Source organism: Pseudomonas sp. ICMP 10191 (genome assembly GCF_001467335.1).
Lineage (GTDB): Bacteria > Pseudomonadota > Gammaproteobacteria > Pseudomonadales > Pseudomonadaceae > Aquipseudomonas > Aquipseudomonas cerasi.
Window position 1 is genome coordinate 176,136 of the sequence record NZ_LKGW01000168.1, and the last position, 23,462, is coordinate 199,597.

Below are 23,462 nucleotides of genomic sequence, written 5' to 3' on the forward strand. Positions count from 1 at the left end.
TACAGACAAATGGCCGCTTCGCCAAGCCACTGCGCTGTTGAAAACGACCACATACAAAAACGGCCCATCCGAAGATGAGCCGTCTGGCATGCGGCGCGACAGGATCAGTCCTGACGGCTGGTCACTTCCAGCAGGTGGTAGCCGAACTGAGTCTTTACCGGACCCTGAACGGTGTTCACCGGAGCACTGAATACGACAGTGTCGAATTCCTTGACCATCTGGCCTGGACCGAACGAACCCAGGTCACCGCCCTGGCGGCTCGATGGGCAGCTGGAGTTGGCCTTGGCGATTTCAGCGAAATCAGCGCCGCCTTCGATCTGAGCCTTGAGTTCGTTGCATTTTTCTTCGCTCGAAACAAGGATGTGGCGGGCAGTGGCTTTAGCCATGGGGAATAATCTCCTGTGAAAAAAAAGAAACAGCCTACCGGATTCAGTGCGGTATTTCCCGACAAAGTTCCTTCGCTCTGTTTATCTGTAACGCAGACGGTCAACCGCGCGACGCAACAGCTGTTCGGTGCCTTCCCAGCCAAGGCAGCCATCGGTGACCGAAACGCCGTACTGCAGCGTCCCGCCCAATGCCTGGCAGCCGTCGAACAGGTGGCTCTCGATCATCATGCCGATCAGCGAGGTATCGCCCGACAAGCGCTGTTCAAGCACGTCTTCGAATACGGCTGGCTGACGCAGCGGGTCCTTGCCACTGTTGGCATGGCTGCAATCGACCATGATCCGCGACGCGACATTATTCCTGCTCAGGCTCGCCTGCACCTTGGCCACACTCTGGCGATCGTAATTGGGGCCGCCGTGACCGCCGCGCAGCACAATGTGCGTGTCCGGATTGCCTTGCGTCTCGATAATGGCCGGGTGGCCATGACGGTCCATGCCAAAGTGACGATGCGGATGCACCGCCGAACGCATCGCGTCGCTGGCCACCGTTACGCCGCCGTCAGTACCGTTCTTGAAACCGACCGCCATGGGCAGGCCGCTGGCCATTTCGCGATGGATCTGCGATTCGGTGGTGCGAGCGCCAATCGCGACCCAACTGAGCAGATCGTCGAAGTAGCCTGCCGCCATGGGCTGCAGTATCTCGGTGGCGATCGGCAGGCCCAGGCCCAGCATATCCCGCATCAAATGCCGCGACAGCGTCAGGCCCTCGGCCATGTCGTCACTGCCATCGAGGCGCGGATCGTAAGCCAGGCCTTTCCAGCCCACCGTCGTGCGCGGTTTTTCGACGTAGGCGCGCATTACCAGCAGCATCTGGTCACTGACTTGCGCGGCAAGGTCGGCCAGTCGCTCAGCGTATTCAAGGGCGGATCGAGGGTCGTGGATCGAGCAGGGGCCGACGATGACCAGCAGTCGCGAGTCTTGACCTTCAAGGATGGCGCGTACGGCGCGGCGGTGGGCTGCAACCTGTTCGGTGAGCGCTGCGTCGAGGGGCAAGCGCATCTTCAATTCCAGGGTCCCTGGCAGGCGTTTCGAGGCGGGGCTTTTGTCTGCCAGCTTGACGGCGTGGCTGGACAGGTCGGACGGGGTGACGGCAACGGACGAATTCATGTTCTGGCTTCCTGGGCTGGCGGGACGCTCCCGCTCAGACCTACTGGGGTGTTCGACAAAGGGCTTCTAGAACCGGGGGTATGTGATTGCCACCTGGCAGAGACCGAACGGAGGCGGCAGGCTGTCCCGAACGGAGGTGGCTAAATCGCCAGGCAAAATCGATGTCGTTGCGGTAATAAGTGGCGTAGTTCATGTCGTGATCCTCGATGCAATGCAGATTGATGGTTTGCGGCTGTTCTTGAACAGACCGTTGAAATACGTGGCCCTGAAAAAACAAAACCCCCGGTCGGGAAGCCGACCGGGGGTTAGAGAATTCTCTGGTTGGCGTCCCCTTAACGTGGGCGCCGGATGGGTATCAGGCGCGCCAGTGGCTAAACCAATACCCATAATAAGAGTCAACGGATGCGCTCACCGAGGCAGTCTGCACAGCCACAGCACGTGCACGGCAAGCAATGCCGGTAACAGCGTCGAGTAGCGGTGAAGTGGATTGCAGCATGGTGGGTCTCCGTTAATTGAGCGCAAGCTTACTTCAGGAAACCAGGCGCCTTCAATTGGAAAATTCAATCAACGGGATTATCGTTTTTCGCGAATGCAGGCAGGTGGAACCCCGGTAGCCACAGCGAACCGCTCAACGGTTGATGGCATGCCGTATTCGGCGCGGGCTATTTTGCCCGCAACCCTGTATACCTGAATGCAGGCAACGGCTTTGGCGTTTTGTCCGGGATGCGTTGTCACCAGCCAATAACGGCTATTCTTCACGTGCTTCTTCATGCCGGGCTTCCGTGTTCGGGATCGTCCCGATCTTCATGCCCAGCAGTACAGCTACCTTATGCGCTTCACCGCGCCTTCCTTTCTTGCGTCCTGCCAGTACCTGGTAAGTGGTCGCCGGATCAATGCTGTTTTCACGAGCGAACTCCTGAACAGATTTGCCCTGTTGATCCAGCCAGGCCTTGGCTTGTGCGGCGGTGCGAATTCCGGGCATAGTTCAAAACCGTTCAAATCTATTCAATTCCGCGAGATTCTAACACTCGTTCGGATGGCTTCAACAGGATAATAGGTTCAAATGAGTGGAATCGGTTACCGACTGAGAAAGGAAAGAGAACGTCTGAGCATGTCTCAGCGTACCTTCGGTGAAATAGGAGGCGTCGAGGCTAATGCCCAGGGAAAGTATGAAAATGGTGATCGTGCACCGAAGGCCGATTACCTGGCGGCGGTTGCAGCCAAAGGTGTTGACGTGCTTTACGTGTTGACGGGGACGCGAACGCCGGTGCCGATCGACAATCTCAGCCTTATCGAGGAAAAAATCCTGGGCAATTACCGAGTGCTGGGCAAGGAAGATCAGGATGCTATCCGGCGCCTGACAACCACTATCGCCGAGCTCTCGGGGCCATTATCGGGGGCTGCGAAGCTTCCGTCGGTCAAGTGATAAAAGCCCGGGGCGGGCGCCGCTCTGCTGTCGTATCGAGATTTTTGCAGCACTGCCTGAGGTGCTTGCCATCATATTGATGTGAGACGGTGTTCGCAGTGCTAGGTCTGACTCGTTGTTTTTGTTATGGTGATTGGCATTCGTTATGACCGTTGCGCGAGGTGTCTGCTTGATTAAGGTGCTAGTTGTCGATGACCATGATCTTGTCCGGACAGGCATCACACGCATGCTCGCCGACATTGATGGTCTGCAAGTTGTCGGGCAGGCCGATTCCGGCGAGGAATCCCTGAAGAAAGCGCGCGAGCTCAAGCCTGACGTCGTATTGATGGACGTCAAGATGCCGGGCATCGGTGGGCTGGAAGCGACGCGCAAGATGCTGCGCAGCCACCCTGATATCAAGGTCGTCGCTGTTACCGTCTGTGAAGAAGATCCTTTCCCGACCCGTTTGCTGCAGGCTGGCGCTGCCGGTTACATGACCAAGGGCGCCGGGCTTGCCGAAATGGTCCAGGCCATTCGCCTGGTGTTTGCCGGTCAGCGTTACATCAGCCCGCAGATTGCCCAGCAACTGGCATTGAAGTCGTTTCAACCGCAGGTCAACAATTCGCCGTTCGATCTGCTGTCCGAGCGCGAGATCCAGATTGCCCTGATGATCGTCGGCTGCCAGAAAGTCCAGACCATCTCGGACAAGCTGTGCCTTTCACCGAAAACCGTTAATACCTACCGATACCGTATCTTTGAAAAGCTCTCGATCAGCAGTGATGTTGAACTGGCTTTGCTCGCTGTACGTCACGGCATGGTTGATGCCAGCGCCTGAACATGACCCAGACTTTCGATCCAAGTGCATTTCTCGCGACCTGTAGCGGTCGTCCCGGCGTCTACCGTATGTTCGACGCCGAAGCCACACTGCTTTACGTCGGCAAGGCCAAGAACCTCAAGAAGCGTCTTGCCAGCTATTTTCGCAAGACCGGACACGCGCCCAAGACCGGAGCGCTGGTGTCGCGCATCGCCCAGATCGAGACCACCATCACGGGCAACGAAACTGAAGCGCTGTTGCTGGAGCAGACCCTCATCAAGGAGTGGCGGCCCCCGTACAACATTCTCTTGCGTGACGACAAGTCCTATCCCTATGTGTTTCTGTCCGATAATGCCTTTCCGCGACTGAGCATTCATCGTGGTACCAAGAAAGCCAAGGGCCGTTATTTCGGGCCTTACCCGAGTGCCGGCGCGATTCGTGAGAGCCTCAGCCTGCTGCAGAAGACCTTTCAGGTGAGGCAGTGCGAGGACAGCTACTTCAAGAACCGCACGCGTCCTTGCCTGCAATATCAGATCAAACGTTGCAAAGGGCCGTGTGTCGGGCTGGTCGAGCCTGAGGTGTATGCCGAGGACGTACGTCACTCGGTGATGTTTCTCGAAGGGCGCAGCAATGCCCTGAGTGACGAACTGAACGCCTCCATGGAAAAAGCCGCGATGGCGCTCGATTTCGAACGCGCAGCCGAGTTGCGCGATCAGGTCGCCTTGCTGCGCCGCGTCCAGGATCAGCAAAGCATGGACGGCGGTACCGGCGATGTCGATGTGGTCGCCGCGTTCGTCAACCCTGGCGGCGCCTGCGTGCACCTGATCAGCGTGCGGGGCGGGCGGGTGCTGGGCAGCAAGAACTTCTTCCCACAGGTCGGCATAGAAGAGGAGGTCGGCGAAGTGATGTCGGCATTCCTGGCTCAGTATTTCCTCGGCGGCATCGACCGTGAACTGCCCGGCGAAGTCATCGTCAATGTCATCAACGACGATTTCCCTGCGTTCGTCGACGCCGTCGAAGAGCTGCGCGGCGTCGAGATGGTTATCAGTCATCGCGTGCGCGGCACCCGGGCGCGCTGGCAGCAAATGGCGGTCACCAATGCCGAGCAGGCACTGACCGCGCGGCTGGCCAACCGTCAGCATGTTGCGTCGCGTTTCGAAGCGCTGGCCAAGGTGCTGGGTCTCGAAGACCCACCGATGCGTCTGGAATGCTACGACATCAGCCACTCCAGTGGTGAGGCGACCGTAGCATCCTGTGTGGTGTTTGGCCCCGAAGGCCCGATCAAGTCCGATTACCGGCGTTTCAATATCGAAGGCGTGACGGCAGGCGACGACTATGCTGCCATGCACCAGGCATTGACCCGACGTTATAGCCGCATCAAGGCCGGGGAGGGCAAGTTGCCGGATGTGCTGCTGGTGGACGGTGGCAAGGGTCAGATGTCCATGGCGCGTGACGTGCTCAATGAATTACAGGTTCCTGACCTCATCCTGCTGGGTGTGGCCAAGGGCACCACGCGCAAGGCAGGTTTCGAGACGCTGTACCTGAACGACTCAGCGCATGAATTCACGTTGCCCGGCGACTCTCCGGCCCTGCACCTTATTCAGCAGATTCGCGACGAGGCGCACCGTTTCGCGATCACCGGCCACCGTGCGCGCCGGGGCAAGACCCGGCGTACATCGACCCTCGAGGGCGTCGCGGGTGTCGGGCCGACCCGGCGTCGTGATCTGCTCAAACATTTCGGTGGATTGCAGGAATTGTCCCGTGCCAGCATCGATGAAATAGCAAAAGCACCCGGAATCAGCAAAAAGCTGGCAGAGTCGATTTATGCAAACCTGCACAGCGAGTAGAATGCTCGTTCACCTCGTAGCCAGTTGTGCCGATGAATATCCCTAATCTGATCACCGTACTACGCGTTTTACTGATTCCGATCTTCATTTTGTTGTTCTACATGCCTTACCACTGGAGCTACATGGCGGCCAGTGCAGTCTTTGCGTTCGCTGCGGCGACCGACTGGCTCGACGGGTATCTGGCCCGCCGTCTTGAACAGAGCACGCCCTTTGGCGCCTTTCTCGATCCAGTAGCAGACAAACTGATGGTGGCCGTGGCATTGGTGCTGCTGGTTCAGGCGCATGCCAATCTTTGGCTGACGCTGCCCGCAGCGGTGATCATCGGCCGTGAAATCGTAATCTCTGCGCTCCGCGAATGGATGGCGGAAATCGGCGCGCGTGCGCAGGTTGCCGTTTCCAACATGGGCAAGTGGAAGACAGCGGCGCAGATGCTCGCGCTGGTCATTCTGCTCGGCAACCCGCCGGCCATCACCCTGTGGGTGATTCTCGGCTATGCGCTGCTGCTCATTGCTGCGGGGCTGACACTCTGGTCCATGGTGCAATACCTGAGAGCCGCGTGGCCGCACCTCAGGACGACTGCAGAAAAAAAATAAGTTTTTGAATCAAAGGCTTGACGCCGCTATCTGAATCGCTAGAATAGCGCCCGTCATCAAGACAATGCGGGAATAGCTCAGTTGGTAGAGCACGACCTTGCCAAGGTCGGGGTCGCGAGTTCGAGTCTCGTTTCCCGCTCCAAATCTAAATCCATGTATGCCCAAGAGGCATATGGGATTAACAAAAAAGACGCTTAGGCGTCTTTTTTCGTTTTTGCGGTAAATATCCCGGGTTTACTTTCTTGTGATGTACTTCTGCTTGTCTGAAGCAGTTTTGGCGTCCGAAGCCATATTGCCGTCGCCACTTCAAGCAGTCGAAGGAACAGTAGACCGGCTGGAGGCCATTATTGGGCACCCGCTGCGCACCTACGAAGACTTCGGCAAGGAAGCCACTGTCGGTTGAATCGCCGGCAGGGCAGCCATCCTGCCGGGTAAGAAACCCGGCAGTCAGCGCTTTAATAGTTCACCCAGGCGGTATCATTATTGGCAGCGCTGTACCCAGCGCACACCTTCTACGCCAGTGTCGATACCCGGCTTGGTAGCCCATGCCATGCGTTGCCTCTGAACTTCGAAACTCATCTGGTCAGGGCGTCCATCCCACCATTCGATACTCGCCTTCCCGACTACTATTTATAATGTTGCTCGAACACCGCTACCTGCTCCGGTGTAATGAGTTGGAAGGGCACCCAGACCTCGGCGTCGACCGGCTCGCCTTTGATCATTTTTATGGCCGATTGCAGAGCTGTGGTCGCTTGGGCCTTCGGGTCTTGAAACACCGAGGCTGCCAGCATTCCACGTTTGATTGCCGCCAAGCCATCAGGCAAGCCGTCAATGCCTACAATTGCAACTTCCCCCTTCGCTTTGCCAGCCTGTTGTAACGCCATGGCGGCGCCGATGGCCATCTCGTCGTTATTGGCCACGATGGCATCAAAGGTTCTGCCCGCCAGTAGCCAGTTACTGGTCAGGTCCATACCTTTGTTACGTTGCCATTCCGCTGTTTGCTGCTCGACGATCGTTATGCCCGGATAGTCCTTGAGCACCTGTTTGACGCCTTCGCTGCGGTCGTGTGTCGAGTTCTGCGCAAGGTCACCCATGATGAGCGCGATAGTACCTTTGCCTCCCATCTTTTCTGCCAGATAGCGCATCTGCAATTGTCCTGCCTCAGTGTCGTTGGACGCCACGGTGGTAACGCCCTTGGGCAAGACGCGCTCATCCGGGTGACGGTTAACGTAGACAAGTGGCATCTTTGCCTCGACTGCTGCGCGGGTCATATTTGCCGTGGCGGCGGTGTCCACCGGCAAGACGATGACCGCATCCACTTTCTGGCTGAGAAAGCCCTGAACCTGATTGATCTGGCGAACGACATCGCCTTGAGCGTCCTCGAACTGGAGCTGCACATTCTCTTTTCTGGCAGCTTCTTCCAGACCGCTGCGCACATAGGTCATGAAGTTATCGTCTACTCTGGCGATCGTGACGCCAATTCGGTAGCTCGCAGCAGCCCATTGGCTGGAAACCAGTAACAGCACGGCGATAAACAGTTTGCAGAAGGGCATGAGACGTTTCCTTTTGTTGTTATGTGTGACGTTCACCAAGACCTGTCATGAACGTTTCCAGCGCTTTTCACGAGAGCTTGCCAAGGTGTTCCTCAAGCCAGGGTAAAGGCTTTTTTGAAGCGTTCCAGTGCTGCTTCGCTGTTGCCACTGGCCCAGCCTTCAAGCCCGACGACACCCGTGTAGCCCATATCGAACAACGCTCTGGCAATGGCGGGATAATGAATTTCACCTGTACCGGGCTCTTGGCGACCGGGAACGTCGGCGACCTGGATTTCTCCTATGGCGCTGCCTGAGCGCTGGATGAGTTCGATCAGGTTTCCTTCGCCGATTTGCGCGTGATAAAGGTCCAGGTTCATTTTCAGGTGCGGGCTGCCCACGGCCTCGATCAGGGCCAATGTGTCTTCAGCGCGAGCGAACGGGGTGCCGGGGTGGTCGACCTCGGTATTCAGGTTTTCCAGCAAGAATACCCGGTCGGCCTCTTCGCCAAGGCGAGCGATTTTTTCCAGCGTTTTGCAGGCACTCAGCCACATGCGTCCATTGACATGAGCCACCGGATTGACGGGCAGACCTTTGTCGTCAAGGCCCGTGCCATGCAGGTTCAGGCTCGGGCAATTGAGCCGGGCGGCAACCGCGAGGGATTCGCGTGCGCTGTCCAGCAGGTGCTGGATTGCGTCGGCATCGGTCAGATTGCCGTGGGTGTAGCCGGTCATGGAGGTGAAATTCGCCCCTGTGGCAGCCAGCGCTGCGATGTCCTTATTGGCCCAGCTCCATATTTCGGCGCTGAAGCCCAGCTCGTGAATACGCCTGACACGCTCGGTGAAGGGTAAATCCAGGAACACCATCTCGGCGCTGACCGCTAATGTGAACGGTATGGAGCTCATGCGTCGACTCCTCGTGATACTGCTACCGGCCGGCCTTGCTGGAACGACTCGATGCAGGCGCGGGCAATGGCCAGCGCCGCTCGGGCATCTTCGCCACTGGCCAGGGGGGTGGCCCCGGTACGCAGGCAGTCGGCAAAATGATTGAGTTCGGCGATGTAGGCGTCACGCAGCAGGTCGGTGTCCAGTCGTTGGGAGTCGGCCTGTATGCCATTGGCCAGATAACGGGTCAGATCAGATTCACTGACGTTGCCCATAGTCAACATGCCGGCACTGCCGAAGACCTCGCCCCGGACGTCGTAACCGTAGACCGCCTGAAAGCTGGCTTCAGCGGTGGCAATGGCACCGTTGTCGAAACGGATCATCACCACCGCTGTGTCCAGAAGCCCATTGTTCTTGTAATCCGGTGCAATCAGCGCATCAGCCATGACGAACACGCTGACTGCCTCGGCGCCGGGATTCAGGTAGCGCAGGGTATCGAAGTCATGAATCAGCGTTTCAAGAAAGATCACCCATTGCGGCGAGGCTGCCGGATTGTTCAGCGCAGGATCTCGGGTTAACGAGCGCAACAGTTGCGGTTTACCTATACGCCCCTCAACCACGTTCAGATGAGCCGTACGAAAGCTTTTGGCGAAGCGACGGTTGAAACCGACTTGCAAGGGCACGCCGGCATCGGCGGCCGCAGCGATAGCGCGGTCGGCTTCCTCGAGAGTGATCGCCATGGGTTTCTCGCAAAAAACGCCCTTGCCGGCCCGCGCCGCGCTGATGACTAATTCTGCGTGGCTGCGCGCGGGGGCAGCGATCAGCACGCCATCCAGGTCTGGGTCGTCCAGCAATTGCTGAGGGTCGGTGTAAACCCGATCTACCCCTAACTCTGCGGCCAGACGCGACGCCTGGCCCGGAGTGGGGTCGGCGATGGCCGCAAGGCAGGCACCGGGAATATGGTGGGCGGCGGTCTGGCCGTGGAAGCTGCCCATGCGACCGGCGCCAATCAGACCAAGGCGGAGAATTTTTTTGCTCATGAAATAACCCTTTTTAATTGTTGTTCGATTATTTCCCGGCCGTAAGCGCGCCGGGCAAAAGGGGGAGAGCAAAGGCTATGCCATAACTTAAGCTATTGATTTTAAAAGTTTATTAAAAATTTCCAGTCAAAAAGTGTTCATTTTAATGACATGTCTATACTGACATGTTGAATATATGAACATGGATACATCAATGTCCTCACAGTCTGCGACCTTCAGCGTGCAAGACCTCGGATACCTCACCGCATTGGGGACTGTGGCACTCAACAGCGGTCCCATACCCGAACTGGAGCAGGCCTGGCGGGCGCGCCTGAGTGGCGTTGACGAGCGCCCGGCGACGGTCAGGAAGGTTATTTGGGATTCCTGGGGACGCAGCATCGCAGGCGGCGTGAACCCTGAAGACAGCGACTACCGGTTTGTCGACCCTCAACACCTTGCGGCTACTCTGGCGGCCAATCGGGTTTTGATTGCCGCAGCAGCTCAAGTGATGCGCGGCTTGCTTGCCTATAACCCGAGAGGCCACATCAACCTCACCGATGCTGAAGGCACCACACTGTATTTTTGCGGGCTGGATCTGACTCCGGTGGGTACGCGCTTGCTGGAGTCGGTGCAGGGCACCAACTGCACCGGGCTGGCCCTGGCTGAAGATTCCCTGGTGTATGTACTGGCAGAGGAAAACTTCGGTACAGGCCTTCGTCAGCGGCGAATGCATTGCGCTGCGGCGCCCATCCGCAATGCCCAAGGCAAGACCCTGGCGATGCTGACCCTGACCGCAGAACCTGGCTGGTTCCATTTTCATACGCTCGGCACTGTCCAGGCGGCGGCCGAGGCCGTCTCGCGGCAAATGGCCTTGCAGGCGCTGCTGGAAGAACAGCAAACCGTGCTCGAAGTGCTCAACGAAGGTTTGGTGGTACTGGACGAACGAGGCTGTATAAAAGCGCTCAATCGCTATGCCCGTCAGCTTTTTCGGGTCGGCCTGGATTTGCTGGGCAGCCCGTTCCAGCGTCTGGGGCGCAGTGATTTGAACGAACAGATTCTGGCGCGTATCGGTGAAGGGCTGCGGGACCTGGACTGCACCTTTGAACTGCATGATTTCAGCCAGTTGTCCTGTCTGGTTTCGGTATGCCCACTGGAGCAGGGCGGGCGCGTGGTGTCGCTGCGAGAAAATCGGCGCATTCGGGAGATCACCCGGCGAATTATCGGCACTCAGGCCCGTTACACGTTCGAGACCATTCAGGGCCGTTCACGGGCGATTGCAGATGCCGTGCATTTTGGGCGGATCGCCAGTCGCAGCGATTCCACCACCTTGATTCTTGGCGAAAGCGGCACCGGCAAGGAGTTGTTCGCCCAGGCGATCCATAATGCGAGTGACCGCAATAGCGGGCCTTTTGTAGCGGTCAACTGTGGCGCGATTCCCCGGGACCTGGTGCAAAGCGAGCTGTTCGGCCATGTCGAGGGCGCATTCACGGGTTCGGCTAAAGGCGGGTCGGCGGGCAAGTTCGAACTGGCCGATGGCGGCACGATCTTTCTTGATGAGATCGGCGACATGTCCTTCGACGCGCAGGTCAGCCTGTTACGGGTGTTGCAAGAGGGCGAAGTGACCCGGGTCGGGGCGAAAAGCTCGCGACCAGTGGATGTACGCATCATTGCCGCCACTCACCGTAACTTGAGTCAGGCAGTGGCCGAAGGCGCCTTTCGTGAAGATCTGTATTACCGACTCAACGTGCTCAACCTGAGCGTACCGCCGCTGCGTATGCGTCGGGAAGACATTGCCTTGCTGGCGCAACATTTTCTTGATCGTTGTGCCCGTTCATTGCGCAAGTCAGTGCTGGGGCTTTCTGCGCAAGCCCTGGAATTGCTGGTGGCTTATAGCTGGCCGGGCAACGTGCGAGAGCTGGAAAACAGCATTGAGCGCGCGACCAATCTGGCCACGGGTGAGCTCGTCCAGCCCGCCGATCTGCCCCTTGAAATCAGGCAGCGGAGCGGCCCCGCGGTGCCGGGCCGGCTGCCAGTGCCTTTGGCGGCCCATGACCTTGGCACCCACGAAATGCACGCGATTATTGCGGCGCTCGAAAGCACCCGAGGCAACATTCGCCTCGCGGCTCGACAGCTGAACGTTTCCCGCGGCGGGCTGTACAACAAAATGAGTCGATTCGGCTTGAACGCCGCCGATTTTCGAGGGCTCTGACGCCGGTCAGGCGTCGGTATTCTCCGAGGTCACGATCTGTAGCGGTACATACACCCGGTGCCTGAGCGGATCGAAGCTGTTGACGGTCTGCAACTCGATCAGCAGATTTACCAGTGCCTCGGCAATTTGAAGAGGCTGGGAGTCGATCACCACGTCAACCAGCCCGTTCGCGAGTGCGAGGCGCGACAGTTCGGTGGACTCCTGCAAAATGCAGCACAGCGCTGGACGTCTGGGCAGTTGCGAGAGGGCACTGATGATGCCGTCGCCACCACCGCCCACCACGCACAGCCCGCGCAGATCGTCATGATTGCCCAGCAATTCCAGGCTCGCCTCTTCGGTGATATCACAGTTGTCGAGGTTGATCAGCGGCACCAGAGGACGTAACCCCGGCGCATGTTCTGCCAGGTAACTGTGTAGCCCTTCAACCCGCGCCTGATGACCGAGAAAGCGATGGCCGCCTAGCAGAATGCCGATGCTGCCTTTGCGAGCACCGCAGGTACGTGCCAGCAGCCAGCCCATGGTGCGTCCGACCTGATAATTGTCCTGACCGACGTAAGGCTCATCGGCCTTCTCATGAATGTCTGAAAGCAGCGCTATCGCCGGGACGCCAGCCTGGCGAATCTGTTCGAGAGCAGCGTTGATCAGCGGGTGGGCGAAGCTGACCACCGCAAGGCCGTCACATTGCACTGCCAGTTGTTCGAGTTGGGCAACGATGGCGGCCGGGCTGCGATCAGTCACGTATTCGAACTGGCAGGTCAGATTGGCCCCGATACGACGTTGCGCGGCCTGGCCAATGGCCTGAGCGAGGTTGGCATAGAACGCCTGGGCGGTGTTCAGCAACAGAATGCCGAAACGGTAAGTGGGACGTTGCTCGACAATGCGCTGCGCAATCAGCCGTGCGGCGAAATAACCCACTGCTTCCGCGGCCTTCAGCACCTGCTCGGCGGTAGCGGGGTTTACCGGAGCGCGGGCGTTGAGCACGCGATCGACAGTCGCGACACTCAAGCCTGCCTGCGCGGCAACAGTCGCGATGGTGGGGCGCTTATTGTTATTCATGACATGCCCTTGAAGCGGCTTGATAGAAAACTATCAAGCACCGCAGATGCTCGATGATAGCTTGATAGTGAATGTATTCAAGGCCTTGAGAGGGGGGTGGGTGCTCTCTATATTTTCTTACGCAAAGTTCCTGAAACCTCACACTTGCGGAGAATAATAACAATGCCTCAAGACACTGCAGCCTGTCAGCGCGACTATAGCCTGACCGGCCCCGAAGCTGCCCGTGCAGCGGAAAAAGGCCTGGTATCTGCCGAGTGGTACCAGTCGCCCATCTCTCGTAAACGCATGAAACAATTGATGCAGCGCCGCGACGGCCCGGCCTTGCTCGACACTGCCATTTGGTTGCTGGCGCTGCTGGTCAGCGGTTTTGGCGGCTACTGGTTCTGGGGTTCCTGGGCATGTGTGCCGTTCTTCCTGGCTTACGGCGTTCTTTACGCCACAGCCTCCAACCCGCGCTGGCACGAGACTGGCCACGGCACCGCGTTCAAGACCCGGTGGATGAATGACGGGTTGTACCAGGTGGCCAGTTTCATGTGCATGTTCGAGCCACATGTATGGCGCTGGAGCCATGCGCGGCATCATACCGACACTATCGTGGTAGGTCGCGACCCGGAAATTGTCGAGCCACGGCCGCCGAGCCTTGTGATGATGTTCCTGAGCCTGTTTCAGATTCCCTTGCTGATCAAAACAATGGGCGGCGTGTGCCGACATGCTTTTGCGCACATGAGCGAGCAAGAGAAGGATTTCATCCCGGTGTCCGAATGGCCCAGAGTGTTTCTGGCCGCGCGTATCTGGCTCGCCATTTATGCCGGAGTGGTTGCTGCGGCACTGTGTCTGCAAAGCTGGTTACCCCTCATGTACGTCGGTTTGCCCATGCTTTATGGCGGCTGGCTGTCTTACCTGTTCGGCCTTACTCAACATGTGGGGCTGGCTGAAGACGTGCTCGATCATCGCAGCAACTGCCGCACTATCTACATGAACCGCGTGCTGCGCTTTCTGTACATGAACATGAACTACCACCTTGAGCATCATATGTACCCGATGGTGCCGTATCACGCGTTGGCGCAACTTCATGAAGAGATCCGCCACGACTGTCCGCCGCCTTATGCCAGCCTCGGCGAAGCCTTCAAGGAAATTATTCCAACCCTTCTGAGGCAGCGCCGCGACCCGACCTACTTCATCAAGCGCCAGGTGTCACATGCTTCAGTGCCTGCCACCGCCGCACGTCCCCAGCCTGAAGCGACCTCCGGCTGACACTTTCCGGTTGTTCCCGAACGAGAGAGAAAAACCATGAACAATCAATGGATTGATGTATGCGCCGTGGGCGAAATTGATGAAGAAGACGTCATTCGCTTCGATCACGGCCCGCATACCTATGCCGTATACCGTTCCGCCGTCAACGAATTTTTCGCCACGGCGGGCCTGTGCACCCACGAAAAGATTCACCTCGCCGACGGGCTGGTAATAGATCACGTCATCGAATGCCCTAAACATAACGGCCGCTTCGACTATCGCAATGGCAAAGCCCTGGGAGCACCCGTGTGCGTCAATCTCAAGACCTTTGCCGTACGGGTCGAAGCCGGGCGGGTTTTGCTTGCGGTCAGTGACTGAAAATCAGGAGTGCATGCCATGAATGCTCCATTGATTATCGTTGGCGCGGGTCATGCAGGTGGCCGTGCAGCGCTGACCTTGCGCGATCAGGGTTACGCCGGCCGACTGATACTGATCGGCGCCGAGCCGCACGTGCCGTATGAGCGTCCACCTTTGTCCAAGGGCGTGCTGCGAGGCTCCGTGGACCTGGCCGGTTGCAGTCTGTGTGCGGACACGCGCCTCACTGAGCTGGGTATCGAGCATCTGACCGACAATCCGGTAAAGAGCCTCGACCCGCAGGGTCATCGCCTGCAGTTGGCTGACGGCGATGAGTTGCCTTACAGCCGATTGCTGTTGGCGACCGGGGGCAGGGCGCGTTGCCTGGCACAGATCCCCAGGCACCTGAGCAATGTTTTCTACCTGCGCACCCACGATGAAGCATTGGCGTTGCGGGGTGCCTTGATCCACGGTTCACGCCTGGTGATCATCGGTGCCGGGTTCATTGGCCTTGAAGTTGCGGCGACGGCGCGGGCTCTAGGCTGCCAGGTGACGTTGCTCGAAGCAGGCCCTCGTCTGGCCGGGCGCGTCTTGCCTGAAGAAGTGTCCCGGGCATTGCTGGATTTGCATCGGCAGCACGGCGTCGATGTACAACTCAATGTCGTGCTTGAAGGCGTGCAAGGCAATGAGCGCGCCGAGTCAGTGCTGCTGGTCGACGGCCGGAGTGTGCCTTGTGACGCAGTGGTTGTCGGCGTTGGCATGCAGCCGAACATTGAGCTTGCAGTAGCGGCTGGCCTTGCCGTAGGGCAAGGGATTCGTGTCGACGATCGACTGCGCACCAGCTGCCCGGACATCTTCGCCGCCGGTGATGTGTGTGAGTATCGCCTGCACCCCGAGGGGGTGTACCAGCGGCAGGAGACCTGGCGCAACGCCGAAGCGCAGGGGCGCCACAGCGCATTGAATATGCTGGGGTACGATCTTCCGTTCCAGGAGGTGCCCGGCTTCTGGTCCGATCAGTACGACTGGAGCGTGCAGACAGTCGGTGTAATCACGCAGCCCCTGCCTTCAGCCAGCCGCGCATTGGCCTGCGGTGGGCGGTTGCTGTTCTACCTGGATGCGCAACAACGACTGCAGGGTGCCTGTGGCCTGGCGCTGGGCAACAGCGTTGCCAAAGATATCAAGCTGTGTGAGCGCCTGATCGTTGCCCGAATTCCGCTGAGCGTCACCATGCTCAACGACTCCGAGTGTTCGCTCAAACAACTGCTGAGGCTCTGACATGGACACATTTCTGGTATTTCAGTCGCTATGGGCCATGCAGGACCATCGTGGCCAGTGTGACCTTCCCATCGAGGCGCAACTGGACAGAATTGCCGCCGCTGGCTTTGACGGGATCACCGACCATTACTGGCATGCCCCCGATGTCATGCGGCTGCATGCCGCCGCAGAGGCCCGTGGCTTACAGATTGAAGGTCAGCTATTCCCACAGACAGTGGCCGATCTGGACAGGGCGCTTGAAGTTGCTTGCCGCTACGGTTGTCATCACCTGACTCTGCAGGCCGATGCACGTCCGCGGACGCTGGCCCAGGCGATTACGTTGATCGAGGGTTGGCAGCGTCTGGCCGAGCAGGTGGACTTTCCGGTTCTGCTGGAAACTCACCGTTACCGCCTTACCAGTGATCTGTTGTTTACCCTCGACGTGCTGGCGCAGATGCCGGACCTTAAACTATTGGCTGATTTGTCCCACTACGTGGTAGGTCGGGAGTTGCCCGAGTCGGCGACGGCCGAGGACGACGAGCACATTCACAGCATCTTGCGCCATAGTTGGGGCTTTCACGGCCGTATAGCCAATAGTGAACAAGTGCAGGTGCCGTTGAGCTTTGCACAACACCGCCCCTGGCTTGAGCGGTTTTGAGCCTGGTGGCGTTACGGTATTGAAGATTGGCTGGCTCGACCGAATAAACCAGCCAGCCTGTCTTTCACGTGCGAGCTGGGCCCACCCCCGTATGCAATCACAGGGAGTGACGGGCGCGAAATTTCAGATCGCTGGAGCGAGGCACTGTTACTCAAGGATCTGATTCGCGGAATCTGGAATGATTGCCGTTCAAGGGTCTGACGGGTTCAGCCCGCTTGATGCGAATAGTGAACTCTTCAAAAGCATACCGATGTGTACATTTTAGGTTGACGACCCATCGCCAACGGTTTAAAACTATACACGTCGGTACAGCTTTGGTGGTCTCGCAGTTCATTGCAGACTGACACATATCCAGAACAGTCCGGCAGCGCCTCGCAGAGCAGTCTGATGATGATCGATTAAATGCCGTGCAACGCGGTACGTCGCGATCATGGATGGCCCTGCATCAGGCAAGAGAGTGCTCCGAGATACAGTGTCTCTGGAAAACGTGCTTCTGGATAAACAGTCCCGGGATATTACCAGTGCCCTTCATAGGTACTGCCCGTGACGGTGCGTGCCTGATAGTAGTCGGGCTCGGGGATTGACGGTGAGTGCTTGAATTTCAATAACCTGATCACGCTGGAGAGTTCTGCATGCACTACGTTAAAAACATGAAGTTGGCCGGGCTGTTGTTATTGGTTTTTCTGGTCACGGGGTGTGCCAGTCACGAGCCGTCGCCGTATTCAGGAATCGAGTCATCACTTGAAATGCGGCCCAACAAACAGGACAGCTCGGGTCGTATTCCCTTCAAGTACTCGACGTCAGTCAACTGGAACCAATACGATAAAGTAATGCTTGAACCCGTGGTGATCTACTCGGGAGCTGATGCGCAATTTTCGGACCTGGAGCGCAACGAAAAGACCGTCCTGGCCAACGACATGACAGTCAGGTTCTCTGAAGCCCTGGGCAAGCATTTCCGGTTCACCGACACACCTTCACGCGGGACAATGCGCATTCGCCTCACCCTGACCGGGGCCGAGACCACTGTTACCGGGCTGTCTACATTCTCCCGATTCGATATCGGCATGGGGTCATATAACCTCGTTCAGGCCTCCAGAGACCGTGAAGGTACGTTTACCGGGTCCGTCAGCTATGCCGTCGAGATCTACGATGCGTCCACTTCGCAGCTTCTGGAGTCCTATGTCACTCGGCAATATCCAAAGGTTTATGACATAAGCTCGACCTTCGGGCGTTTGTCGGCGGCGCAGGCGGGTATTTCCAGAGGCGCGGATGAGCTGATTGAGTTGTTGCTCTCAAAGTAAAGCAGCCTTGGGAAGCCCGGCCTGATAATCGGGTCTCCCTGTCAGTCAGACACCTGAGAACTGAAAATGCTATTTGTGAATAATAAAATAAATATAAATCAAAAATAATAATATTAGCTTATGACCAAATAGAATTATATTTTCGAAATTGATTCCGTTATGTTTGGTTTCAACAGCCTACCCCTTACCTCGGATGGTACCAATCGTTATCAGGATTCTGCGCATCAGGCCGCCGTCGAGTGCGCCATGACCGAGGGATAAACCATTCCCCTCAAGCAGAATCGTTGGAAGGGAGTTCAACGTATGTTGCCTGTTCAATCCTGCCACTGGCTTTATTCCTCTCGCCCTGTTGTTGACAGGCGCTGCGCGTCACTTCTGCCGCCAACCGGCTTCTCACCCCACCGCTAGCTCATCGCGCAGGTTTTACCTGCACAGCCTGAAACGTGCGTACCGCGCTGTCCCTACGACAGCAGGAACGCCCGACTTTGCGATTTGCATGCATGGCTTCAATGACGGCCATGTCTGGAGTGAATATGAAGCAAGCTTTACACGGTGCCCGAGCCTCGACTGCCGTGCTGGGCTACTGCCCGCTGGCGTTGGCGATAGGGAGCGTTTTGCTGTCAGGGACGATTCAGGCCGAGGAAAAAACCTCTGAGGATGAGCGTCGTACCTTGTCCACCGTGGTGGTCACCGGTAATCGCGGTGCCGAGCAGCGCACCGTGACCAGCAGCCCGGTGCCGATCGATGTGGTCAGTGCCAAACAATTACAGAGTACTGGCAAGCCCGGCCTGATGGAGGCATTGAGCGCGGTCATCCCATCTCTGACACTGCCGGAAAAAACCGGTTGGGACGCCAGCGGCATTGCCCGTGCGCCCAACTTGCGTGGTTTGAGTGCCGCCGAGGTGCTGGTGTTGGTCAATGGCAAACGCCGCCATACCAGCGCGACTCTTAATATCAACGGCATCAACACCGGCGCTGCGCCGGCAGACCTCGATCTGATCTCGATCAGCGCCATTGATCATGTAGAAGTGCTGCGTGACGGTGCCGCGGCTCAATATGGCTCCGATGCCATTGCCGGGGTGATTAACGTCATCCTCAAGGCCGACACCAGCGGCACCTCGGTGACCAACGCCGGGCTCGGTTATGACGGCAAGAAGCAGACCGTGCAGCAAAGCCTCAATAAAGGCTTCGAGATTGGCGACGGCGGTATCGTGCAACTGGCGCTGGATGCCCGCAGCCAGAATGACGACAACAAGGCCAGCGCCAATGGCTACAGCTACGAACAAGCCTACGACCTGGCGGGCAAGTCCACGTATGGCGGTTACGGCACGCCGAAAACCAATCTGCTGACCCTGGGTTACAACGCCGAGCTGCCGATCGATGACAGTTTCAGTCTGTATTCCTTCACCACCTATTCGCGTCGCAAGGCCGAGCAGGGGCAGAATTTTCGCCTGCCGACCATCACCAACACGATCACCACCGGGCCCAATGGTTATCCTGCCGGATACACACCGACCTGGTACATCGACGAAGACGATTTTCAGGCTGCGTTTGGTGGCAAAGGCACGCTTGGTGAATGGGACTGGGATCTGTCCAGCACTTACGGGCGCAACGAGGCGGAGCAGGGCACCACGCATAACCAGAACCCGTCGCTGGGTGAGGCCACGCCCAACAGCTTCACATCAGGAGCGTGGATTTCCACCGAGCTGACCACCAATCTGGACTTCAAGCGCGGCTTTGACATCGGCCTGCAAAAGCCCCTCGACGTGTCCTACGGCCTTGAACATCGACGCGACACGTATGAGGTGCAGGCGGGCGACTATGAATCCTATGCCAACGGCGGTTACTGCATTGCACCGGGCAACTGTGCATCGTCAGGTGCGCAGGTCACCAACGGTATTTCGCCGGATGAAGAAAGCAGCGCCTCGCGCAACAGTGTCGCCAGTTATGTCGACGTAGGCTTCAACCCTGTGCCTGACTGGTATGTCGGCAGCGCACTGCGCTATGAACATTACAACCAAGGTGTGGGCGCGACCCGCAGCGGCAAGCTGACCACACGCTACGACTTCACCCCGCAGTTCGCCGTTCGCGCCACCGTCAGCAATGGCCTTCGTGCGCCATCCCTGGCCAACAGTCGGTTCAGTGCACGTTCGACCACTTACGGCGTGGTGGACGGCGTGTATCAGTCGATCAATTACGGCGTATTGCCGACCGGCTCGGGTGCCGCCAGAGCGTTGGGTGCCGAGGACCTCAAGCCGGAGCGCTCCACCAATTTCAGCCTCGGTTTCACCCTGACGCCTACCGATCAGTTGACCCTGACCGCCGATGCCTACGTGATCAATCTGCGTGACCGCATCACCCTGACCGGCACCCTGCTGGGTGATGAAGTCACTCAGGTGCTGCTCAACAACGGCATCGATTCGACGTCGGGCGGCCAGTATTTCATCAACGGTGCCGACACCCGCACCAAGGGGCTGGATCTGGTCAGCAACTACCGCCAGGACCTTGGGCAGTACGGGTCAGTGAAGTGGACAGCGGCGTTCAACTGGAATCAGACAAAGATCCTCAGCTACAAGGAATCCACCTCGATCCTCGGTACTTCCTATGAGCTGATGGACCGCGAGGCCCGCAATCTGATTACTGGCGTGCAGCCGCATACCAAACTGATTCTAGGCGGCGACTGGAGCATCGAGCGCTTCAACCTGAACCTGGCGCTGACCCGTTACGGTTCCTACAAAGAGGTCAATTCCTCAGCCAATCGCGATCTGGATCGGGTGTACAGCGCCAAGTGGATCACCGATCTGGACCTCGGCTACAACCTCAGCAAAAACCTCAACGTTGCCATCGGCGCAAAGAACCTGTTCGACATCTATCCAAAGAAACAGGGGGTTCCCAGCAGCACCATGGTCAGCAGTTACGGCACCTATTCGCCCTACGGTTTTACCGGCGGTTACTACTACACCCGGCTGACTTACGCCTTCTAAGGCCAGCACCTGAAAACCCCCATTGAGTGCGAGGAACAAGCATGCCCACTGTCGCCAAACCCTATGACTTCATCGACGAGACCAGCCGTTACCCGCTGCGCCAGAGCCGGGTAGCACAACCACCGATCAAGGCGTTGCAAGTAGTACCCGCCCGGCATCCCGGTCGCTGGGTGGGGTCAATATTCGCTGCACTGGTGCTGGTCGCCATCGTGCATTCGCTGGCGACCAATCCGCGCTGGGAGTGGGGCGTGTTCGGGCAATGGTTCTTCTCGCCGTCAGTGCTGCGCGGCCTGGCCCAGACGTTGCTGCTGACACTGCTCAGCACCGTGTTCAGCATCATTCTCGGCACGGCGCTGGCGCTGGCACGCCTGTCGGGCTCACCGCTGCTGGCGGCGCTGGCCTGGGGCTACATCTGGTTTTTCCGCTCGATGCCGGCGCTGCTGGTGTTGATCATTCTCTACAACTTCGCCTACCTGTACGACCACATCGTACTGGGTGTGCCGTTTACCGATCTGGTCTTCGCCGAATGGTCGACGGTCGACGTGCTCAGTCAATTCACCGTGGCGGTCCTGGGCTTGAGCCTGATGCAGGCGGCGTATACCGCAGAAATCATTCGTGGCGGGCTGATCGGTGTCGATGCTGGCCAGCATGAAGCCGCTGCAGCCCTTGGCTTGCCGGCTTCGCGTCGGGTTTTCCGCATCATTCTGCCCCAGGCACTGCGCTCGATCCTGCCTTCGGGCTTCAACGAAATCATCGGCCTGGTCAAAGGCACTTCCATTGTTTATGTGCTGGCCTTGCCAGAGCTGTTTTACACCGTGCAGGTCATCTACAACCGTACCCAGGCGGTGATTCCGCTGCTGATTGTTGCCACTGTCTGGTACCTGATCATCACCACGCTGTTGACCAGCGCGCAGTACTACGTCGAGCGACACTTTGCTCGTGGCACGGCGCGTGTTTTGCCGCCCACGCCCTTGCAGCGAGTGCGCGGCTGGTTGAAGGAGAAGCATTATGAGTGAAGCCTCTGCACCCGTGCGCGCAGGGCGCATTCAGATCCAGGGCGTGGGCAAACGCTTTGGCAGCCAGCAGGTGCTCAAGGACATTGACCTGAGCATTGAACCGGGCAAGGTCACGGTGATTCTCGGGCCGTCCGGCTCGGGCAAGTCCACGCTGTTGCGCACCATCAACCACCTGGAAAAGATCGACAGCGGTTACATCACCATCGACGGCGACTACGTTGGTTATCGGCGCAAGGGTGATCTGCTCTATGAGCTCAAAGAGCGTGAAATCCTCAAGCGGCGCATCGAAGTCGGCTTCGTGTTTCAGAATTTCAACCTGTTCCCGCACCTCACCGCCTGGGAAAACATTGCTGAAGCACCATTGGCCCATAAACGCTGGAGCAAGGCCGAGGCGCAGGCAAGAGCAGGTGAATTGCTGGCCAGGGTTGGCCTGGCAGACAAGGTGGACGCTTACCCACGCCAGCTTTCCGGGGGCCAGCAACAGCGCGTCGCCATTGCCCGTGCGTTGGCGCTGGACCCCAAGGTGCTGCTGTTTGATGAACCTACCTCAGCCCTCGACCCCGAGCTGGTCGGCGAGGTGCTGGATGTCATCAAAGGGCTCACGCAACTGGGTGTCACGCTGGTGGTAGTGACCCACGAGATCGGTTTTGCCCGGGAAGTGGCGGATCACGTGGTGTTTCTGTGCGATGGCCAGTTGATTGAGCAAGGGCCGCCGGAACAGGTTTTCCACCATCCCCGACACCCTCGCACCGCTGCCTTTCTCGGCAAGGTGCTGTGAATTTCCCGCTTTCAAGGAGTGATTGCTGATGCTAGTGAATACCGCCCGCGTAGCCCTGCTGACGATAGCCGTCAGCGTGGCGCAAAGTGCTTTTGCTTCCACCGCGCAACCGGTCGACCTCAGTCCTGACCGGCAACGCATTCATGTACCGCGTAACGAAGCGGCCATTGCGCAGATCCCGACGGGCTTCAAGTTTGCCCAGCCAGGCAAGTTCACCGTGGCCGTCTCCGGTGTGGCGGGGCCGCCCCTGGCACTGCTGGCCAATGATGACAAGACCACCATCGGCAGCGAGGCCGACACCGCGCAACTGGTGGCGGACAGCCTGGGCCTGCAATTGAACGTGGTGCAGACCAGTTGGGAGGACTGGCCGCTGGGCGTCAGTTCGGGCAAATACGACGCAGTCATCAGTAACGTCACTGTGACCGAAGCGCGAAAGAAACGCTTCGATTTCGCCACCTACCGCCAGGATGTCCTGGGCTTCTATGTCAAGACCAACAGCAAAATCAGCGAGATAAAACAGGCGTCGGACATCGCGGGGCTGAAGATCATCGTCGGCTCCGGCACCAATCAGGAAAAGGTCCTGTTGGCGTGGAACGAGGCTAACGAAAAGGCAGGTATCAAGCCTGCGCTGTTGCAGTATTTCGATGATCAGGCGGCTGCGCAGCTTGCCATTCAGTCGGGGCGCAGTGATGCGCTGTTCGGGCCCAATTCGGTGTATGCCTACTCGGCCGCCATCACCGGAGGCATCAAGCGGGTCGGCACGGTTAACGGCGGCTGGCCATTGCAGGCTGATATCGCAGTCACCACGCGCAAGGACAACGGTCTGGTCAAACCGATTCATACCGCCCTTGAAGGCGCGATTGCCGGCGGGCAGTACGAGCAGGTGTTGCAGCGCTGGGGCCTGGATGTGGAGCGCGTCGACAAGTCGCTGATCAACCCGCCCGGCTTACCGGATTGAGGACTTCAAGGGAGCAAATG

Annotated in this window: 19 protein-coding genes, 1 tRNA gene and 2 pseudogenes; 15 read left to right on the forward strand and 7 right to left on the reverse strand. The window is 58.2% G+C overall.

What is annotated here, in order from left to right; translation table 11 throughout:
* Window positions 1-104: 104 nt before the first annotated feature.
* The 3 genes from AO388_RS25115 to AO388_RS25125 all read right to left on the reverse strand — a co-directional run bounded on the left by AO388_RS25115 (window position 105) and on the right by AO388_RS25125 (window position 2,532).
* Window positions 105-386, reverse strand: a complete 282-nt coding sequence (locus tag AO388_RS25115; RefSeq protein ID WP_002553340.1) for a peptidylprolyl isomerase — start codon at window positions 384-386, stop codon at window positions 105-107.
* 81 nt (window positions 387-467) lie between these two features.
* A complete protein-coding gene (locus tag AO388_RS25120) occupies window positions 468-1,550 on the reverse strand; it encodes a 3-deoxy-7-phosphoheptulonate synthase (protein ID WP_058417372.1) in 1,083 nt (360 codons plus the stop codon).
* Window positions 1,551-2,298: 748 nt separating this feature from the next.
* On the reverse strand, window positions 2,299-2,532 hold the full coding sequence (locus AO388_RS25125) for a DNA-binding protein (protein WP_003435509.1): 234 nt from the start codon (window positions 2,530-2,532) through the stop codon (window positions 2,299-2,301).
* A 129-nt stretch (window positions 2,533-2,661) separates the two neighbouring features.
* On the opposite strand from AO388_RS25125, the gene AO388_RS25130 reads away from it, so the two are divergent.
* From AO388_RS25130 to AO388_RS25150, 5 genes are all read left to right on the forward strand, one after another.
* Window positions 2,662-2,976 (forward strand): helix-turn-helix domain-containing protein, encoded by a 315-nt coding sequence (locus tag AO388_RS25130; protein ID WP_003364326.1) that lies wholly within the window; start codon window positions 2,662-2,664, stop codon window positions 2,974-2,976.
* Window positions 2,977-3,145: 169 nt separating this feature from the next.
* Window positions 3,146-3,790 (forward strand): response regulator transcription factor GacA, encoded by a 645-nt coding sequence (gene gacA, locus AO388_RS25135; protein ID WP_002553344.1) that lies wholly within the window; start codon window positions 3,146-3,148, stop codon window positions 3,788-3,790.
* A gap of 2 nt (window positions 3,791-3,792) precedes the next feature.
* Window positions 3,793-5,616, forward strand: coding sequence for an excinuclease ABC subunit UvrC (gene uvrC / locus AO388_RS25140; RefSeq protein WP_003393963.1), 1,824 nt, complete (start codon window positions 3,793-3,795; stop codon window positions 5,614-5,616).
* 32 nt (window positions 5,617-5,648) lie between these two features.
* Entirely contained in the window at window positions 5,649-6,209 is a 561-nt protein-coding gene (gene pgsA, locus AO388_RS25145; RefSeq protein WP_003400851.1) for a CDP-diacylglycerol--glycerol-3-phosphate 3-phosphatidyltransferase, read from the forward strand.
* Between the two features lie 66 nt (window positions 6,210-6,275).
* Window positions 6,276-6,351: transfer RNA gene (locus AO388_RS25150), tRNA-Gly, on the forward strand.
* A 484-nt stretch (window positions 6,352-6,835) separates the two neighbouring features.
* Here AO388_RS25150 and AO388_RS25155 read toward each other — a convergent pair.
* The 3 genes from AO388_RS25155 to AO388_RS25165 all read right to left on the reverse strand — a co-directional run bounded on the left by AO388_RS25155 (window position 6,836) and on the right by AO388_RS25165 (window position 9,662).
* Complete coding sequence (locus AO388_RS25155) at window positions 6,836-7,762, reverse strand: sugar ABC transporter substrate-binding protein (RefSeq protein ID WP_058417373.1); 927 nt, start codon at window positions 7,760-7,762, stop codon at window positions 6,836-6,838.
* A gap of 92 nt (window positions 7,763-7,854) precedes the next feature.
* Window positions 7,855-8,643, reverse strand: a complete 789-nt coding sequence (locus AO388_RS25160; RefSeq protein WP_054995457.1) for a TIM barrel protein — start codon at window positions 8,641-8,643, stop codon at window positions 7,855-7,857.
* On the reverse strand, window positions 8,640-9,662 hold the full coding sequence (locus AO388_RS25165; protein WP_058396067.1) for a Gfo/Idh/MocA family oxidoreductase: 1,023 nt from the start codon (window positions 9,660-9,662) through the stop codon (window positions 8,640-8,642). Before AO388_RS25165 ends, AO388_RS25160 begins: the two co-directional genes overlap by 4 nt.
* Window positions 9,663-9,855: 193 nt before the next feature.
* Between AO388_RS25165 and AO388_RS25170 the strand changes: the two genes are divergently transcribed.
* The gene (locus AO388_RS25170) at window positions 9,856-11,850 is read left to right on the forward strand and encodes a sigma-54 interaction domain-containing protein (protein ID WP_058396066.1); all 1,995 of its coding nucleotides are present in this window, start codon (window positions 9,856-9,858) and stop codon (window positions 11,848-11,850) included.
* Between the two features lie 6 nt (window positions 11,851-11,856).
* Here AO388_RS25170 and AO388_RS25175 read toward each other — a convergent pair.
* Window positions 11,857-12,947 (reverse strand): annotated as a pseudogene (locus AO388_RS25175) (LacI family DNA-binding transcriptional regulator).
* 121 nt (window positions 12,948-13,068) lie between these two features.
* Here AO388_RS25175 and AO388_RS25180 point away from each other — a divergent pair.
* From AO388_RS25180 to AO388_RS25220, 9 genes and pseudogenes are all read left to right on the forward strand, one after another.
* The gene (locus tag AO388_RS25180; RefSeq protein ID WP_058396064.1) at window positions 13,069-14,160 is read left to right on the forward strand and encodes a fatty acid desaturase family protein; all 1,092 of its coding nucleotides are present in this window, start codon (window positions 13,069-13,071) and stop codon (window positions 14,158-14,160) included.
* A 36-nt stretch (window positions 14,161-14,196) separates the two neighbouring features.
* Entirely contained in the window at window positions 14,197-14,517 is a 321-nt protein-coding gene (locus AO388_RS25185; protein ID WP_058396063.1) for a MocE family 2Fe-2S type ferredoxin, read from the forward strand.
* Between the two features lie 18 nt (window positions 14,518-14,535).
* Window positions 14,536-15,768, forward strand: a complete 1,233-nt coding sequence (locus tag AO388_RS25190) for an NAD(P)/FAD-dependent oxidoreductase (protein ID WP_058417374.1) — start codon at window positions 14,536-14,538, stop codon at window positions 15,766-15,768.
* Window position 15,769: 1 nt separating this feature from the next.
* Window positions 15,770-16,606, forward strand: a pseudogene (locus AO388_RS25195) (sugar phosphate isomerase/epimerase family protein).
* Between the two features lie 431 nt (window positions 16,607-17,037).
* Window positions 17,038-17,706, forward strand: coding sequence for a DUF3313 domain-containing protein (locus tag AO388_RS25200; protein WP_005746429.1), 669 nt, complete (start codon window positions 17,038-17,040; stop codon window positions 17,704-17,706).
* A gap of 533 nt (window positions 17,707-18,239) precedes the next feature.
* Window positions 18,240-20,690, forward strand: coding sequence for a TonB-dependent receptor plug domain-containing protein (locus tag AO388_RS25205; RefSeq protein WP_058417375.1), 2,451 nt, complete (start codon window positions 18,240-18,242; stop codon window positions 20,688-20,690).
* A gap of 41 nt (window positions 20,691-20,731) precedes the next feature.
* Window positions 20,732-21,706, forward strand: coding sequence for an amino acid ABC transporter permease (locus AO388_RS25210; RefSeq protein ID WP_058396060.1), 975 nt, complete (start codon window positions 20,732-20,734; stop codon window positions 21,704-21,706).
* Entirely contained in the window at window positions 21,699-22,484 is a 786-nt protein-coding gene (locus AO388_RS25215) for an amino acid ABC transporter ATP-binding protein (protein WP_004665212.1), read from the forward strand. The genes AO388_RS25210 and AO388_RS25215 overlap by 8 nt, the downstream gene beginning before the upstream one ends.
* Before the next feature lie 28 nt (window positions 22,485-22,512).
* Complete coding sequence (locus AO388_RS25220; protein ID WP_058396059.1) at window positions 22,513-23,442, forward strand: ABC transporter substrate-binding protein; 930 nt, start codon at window positions 22,513-22,515, stop codon at window positions 23,440-23,442.
* Window positions 23,443-23,462: the final 20 nt, after the last annotated feature.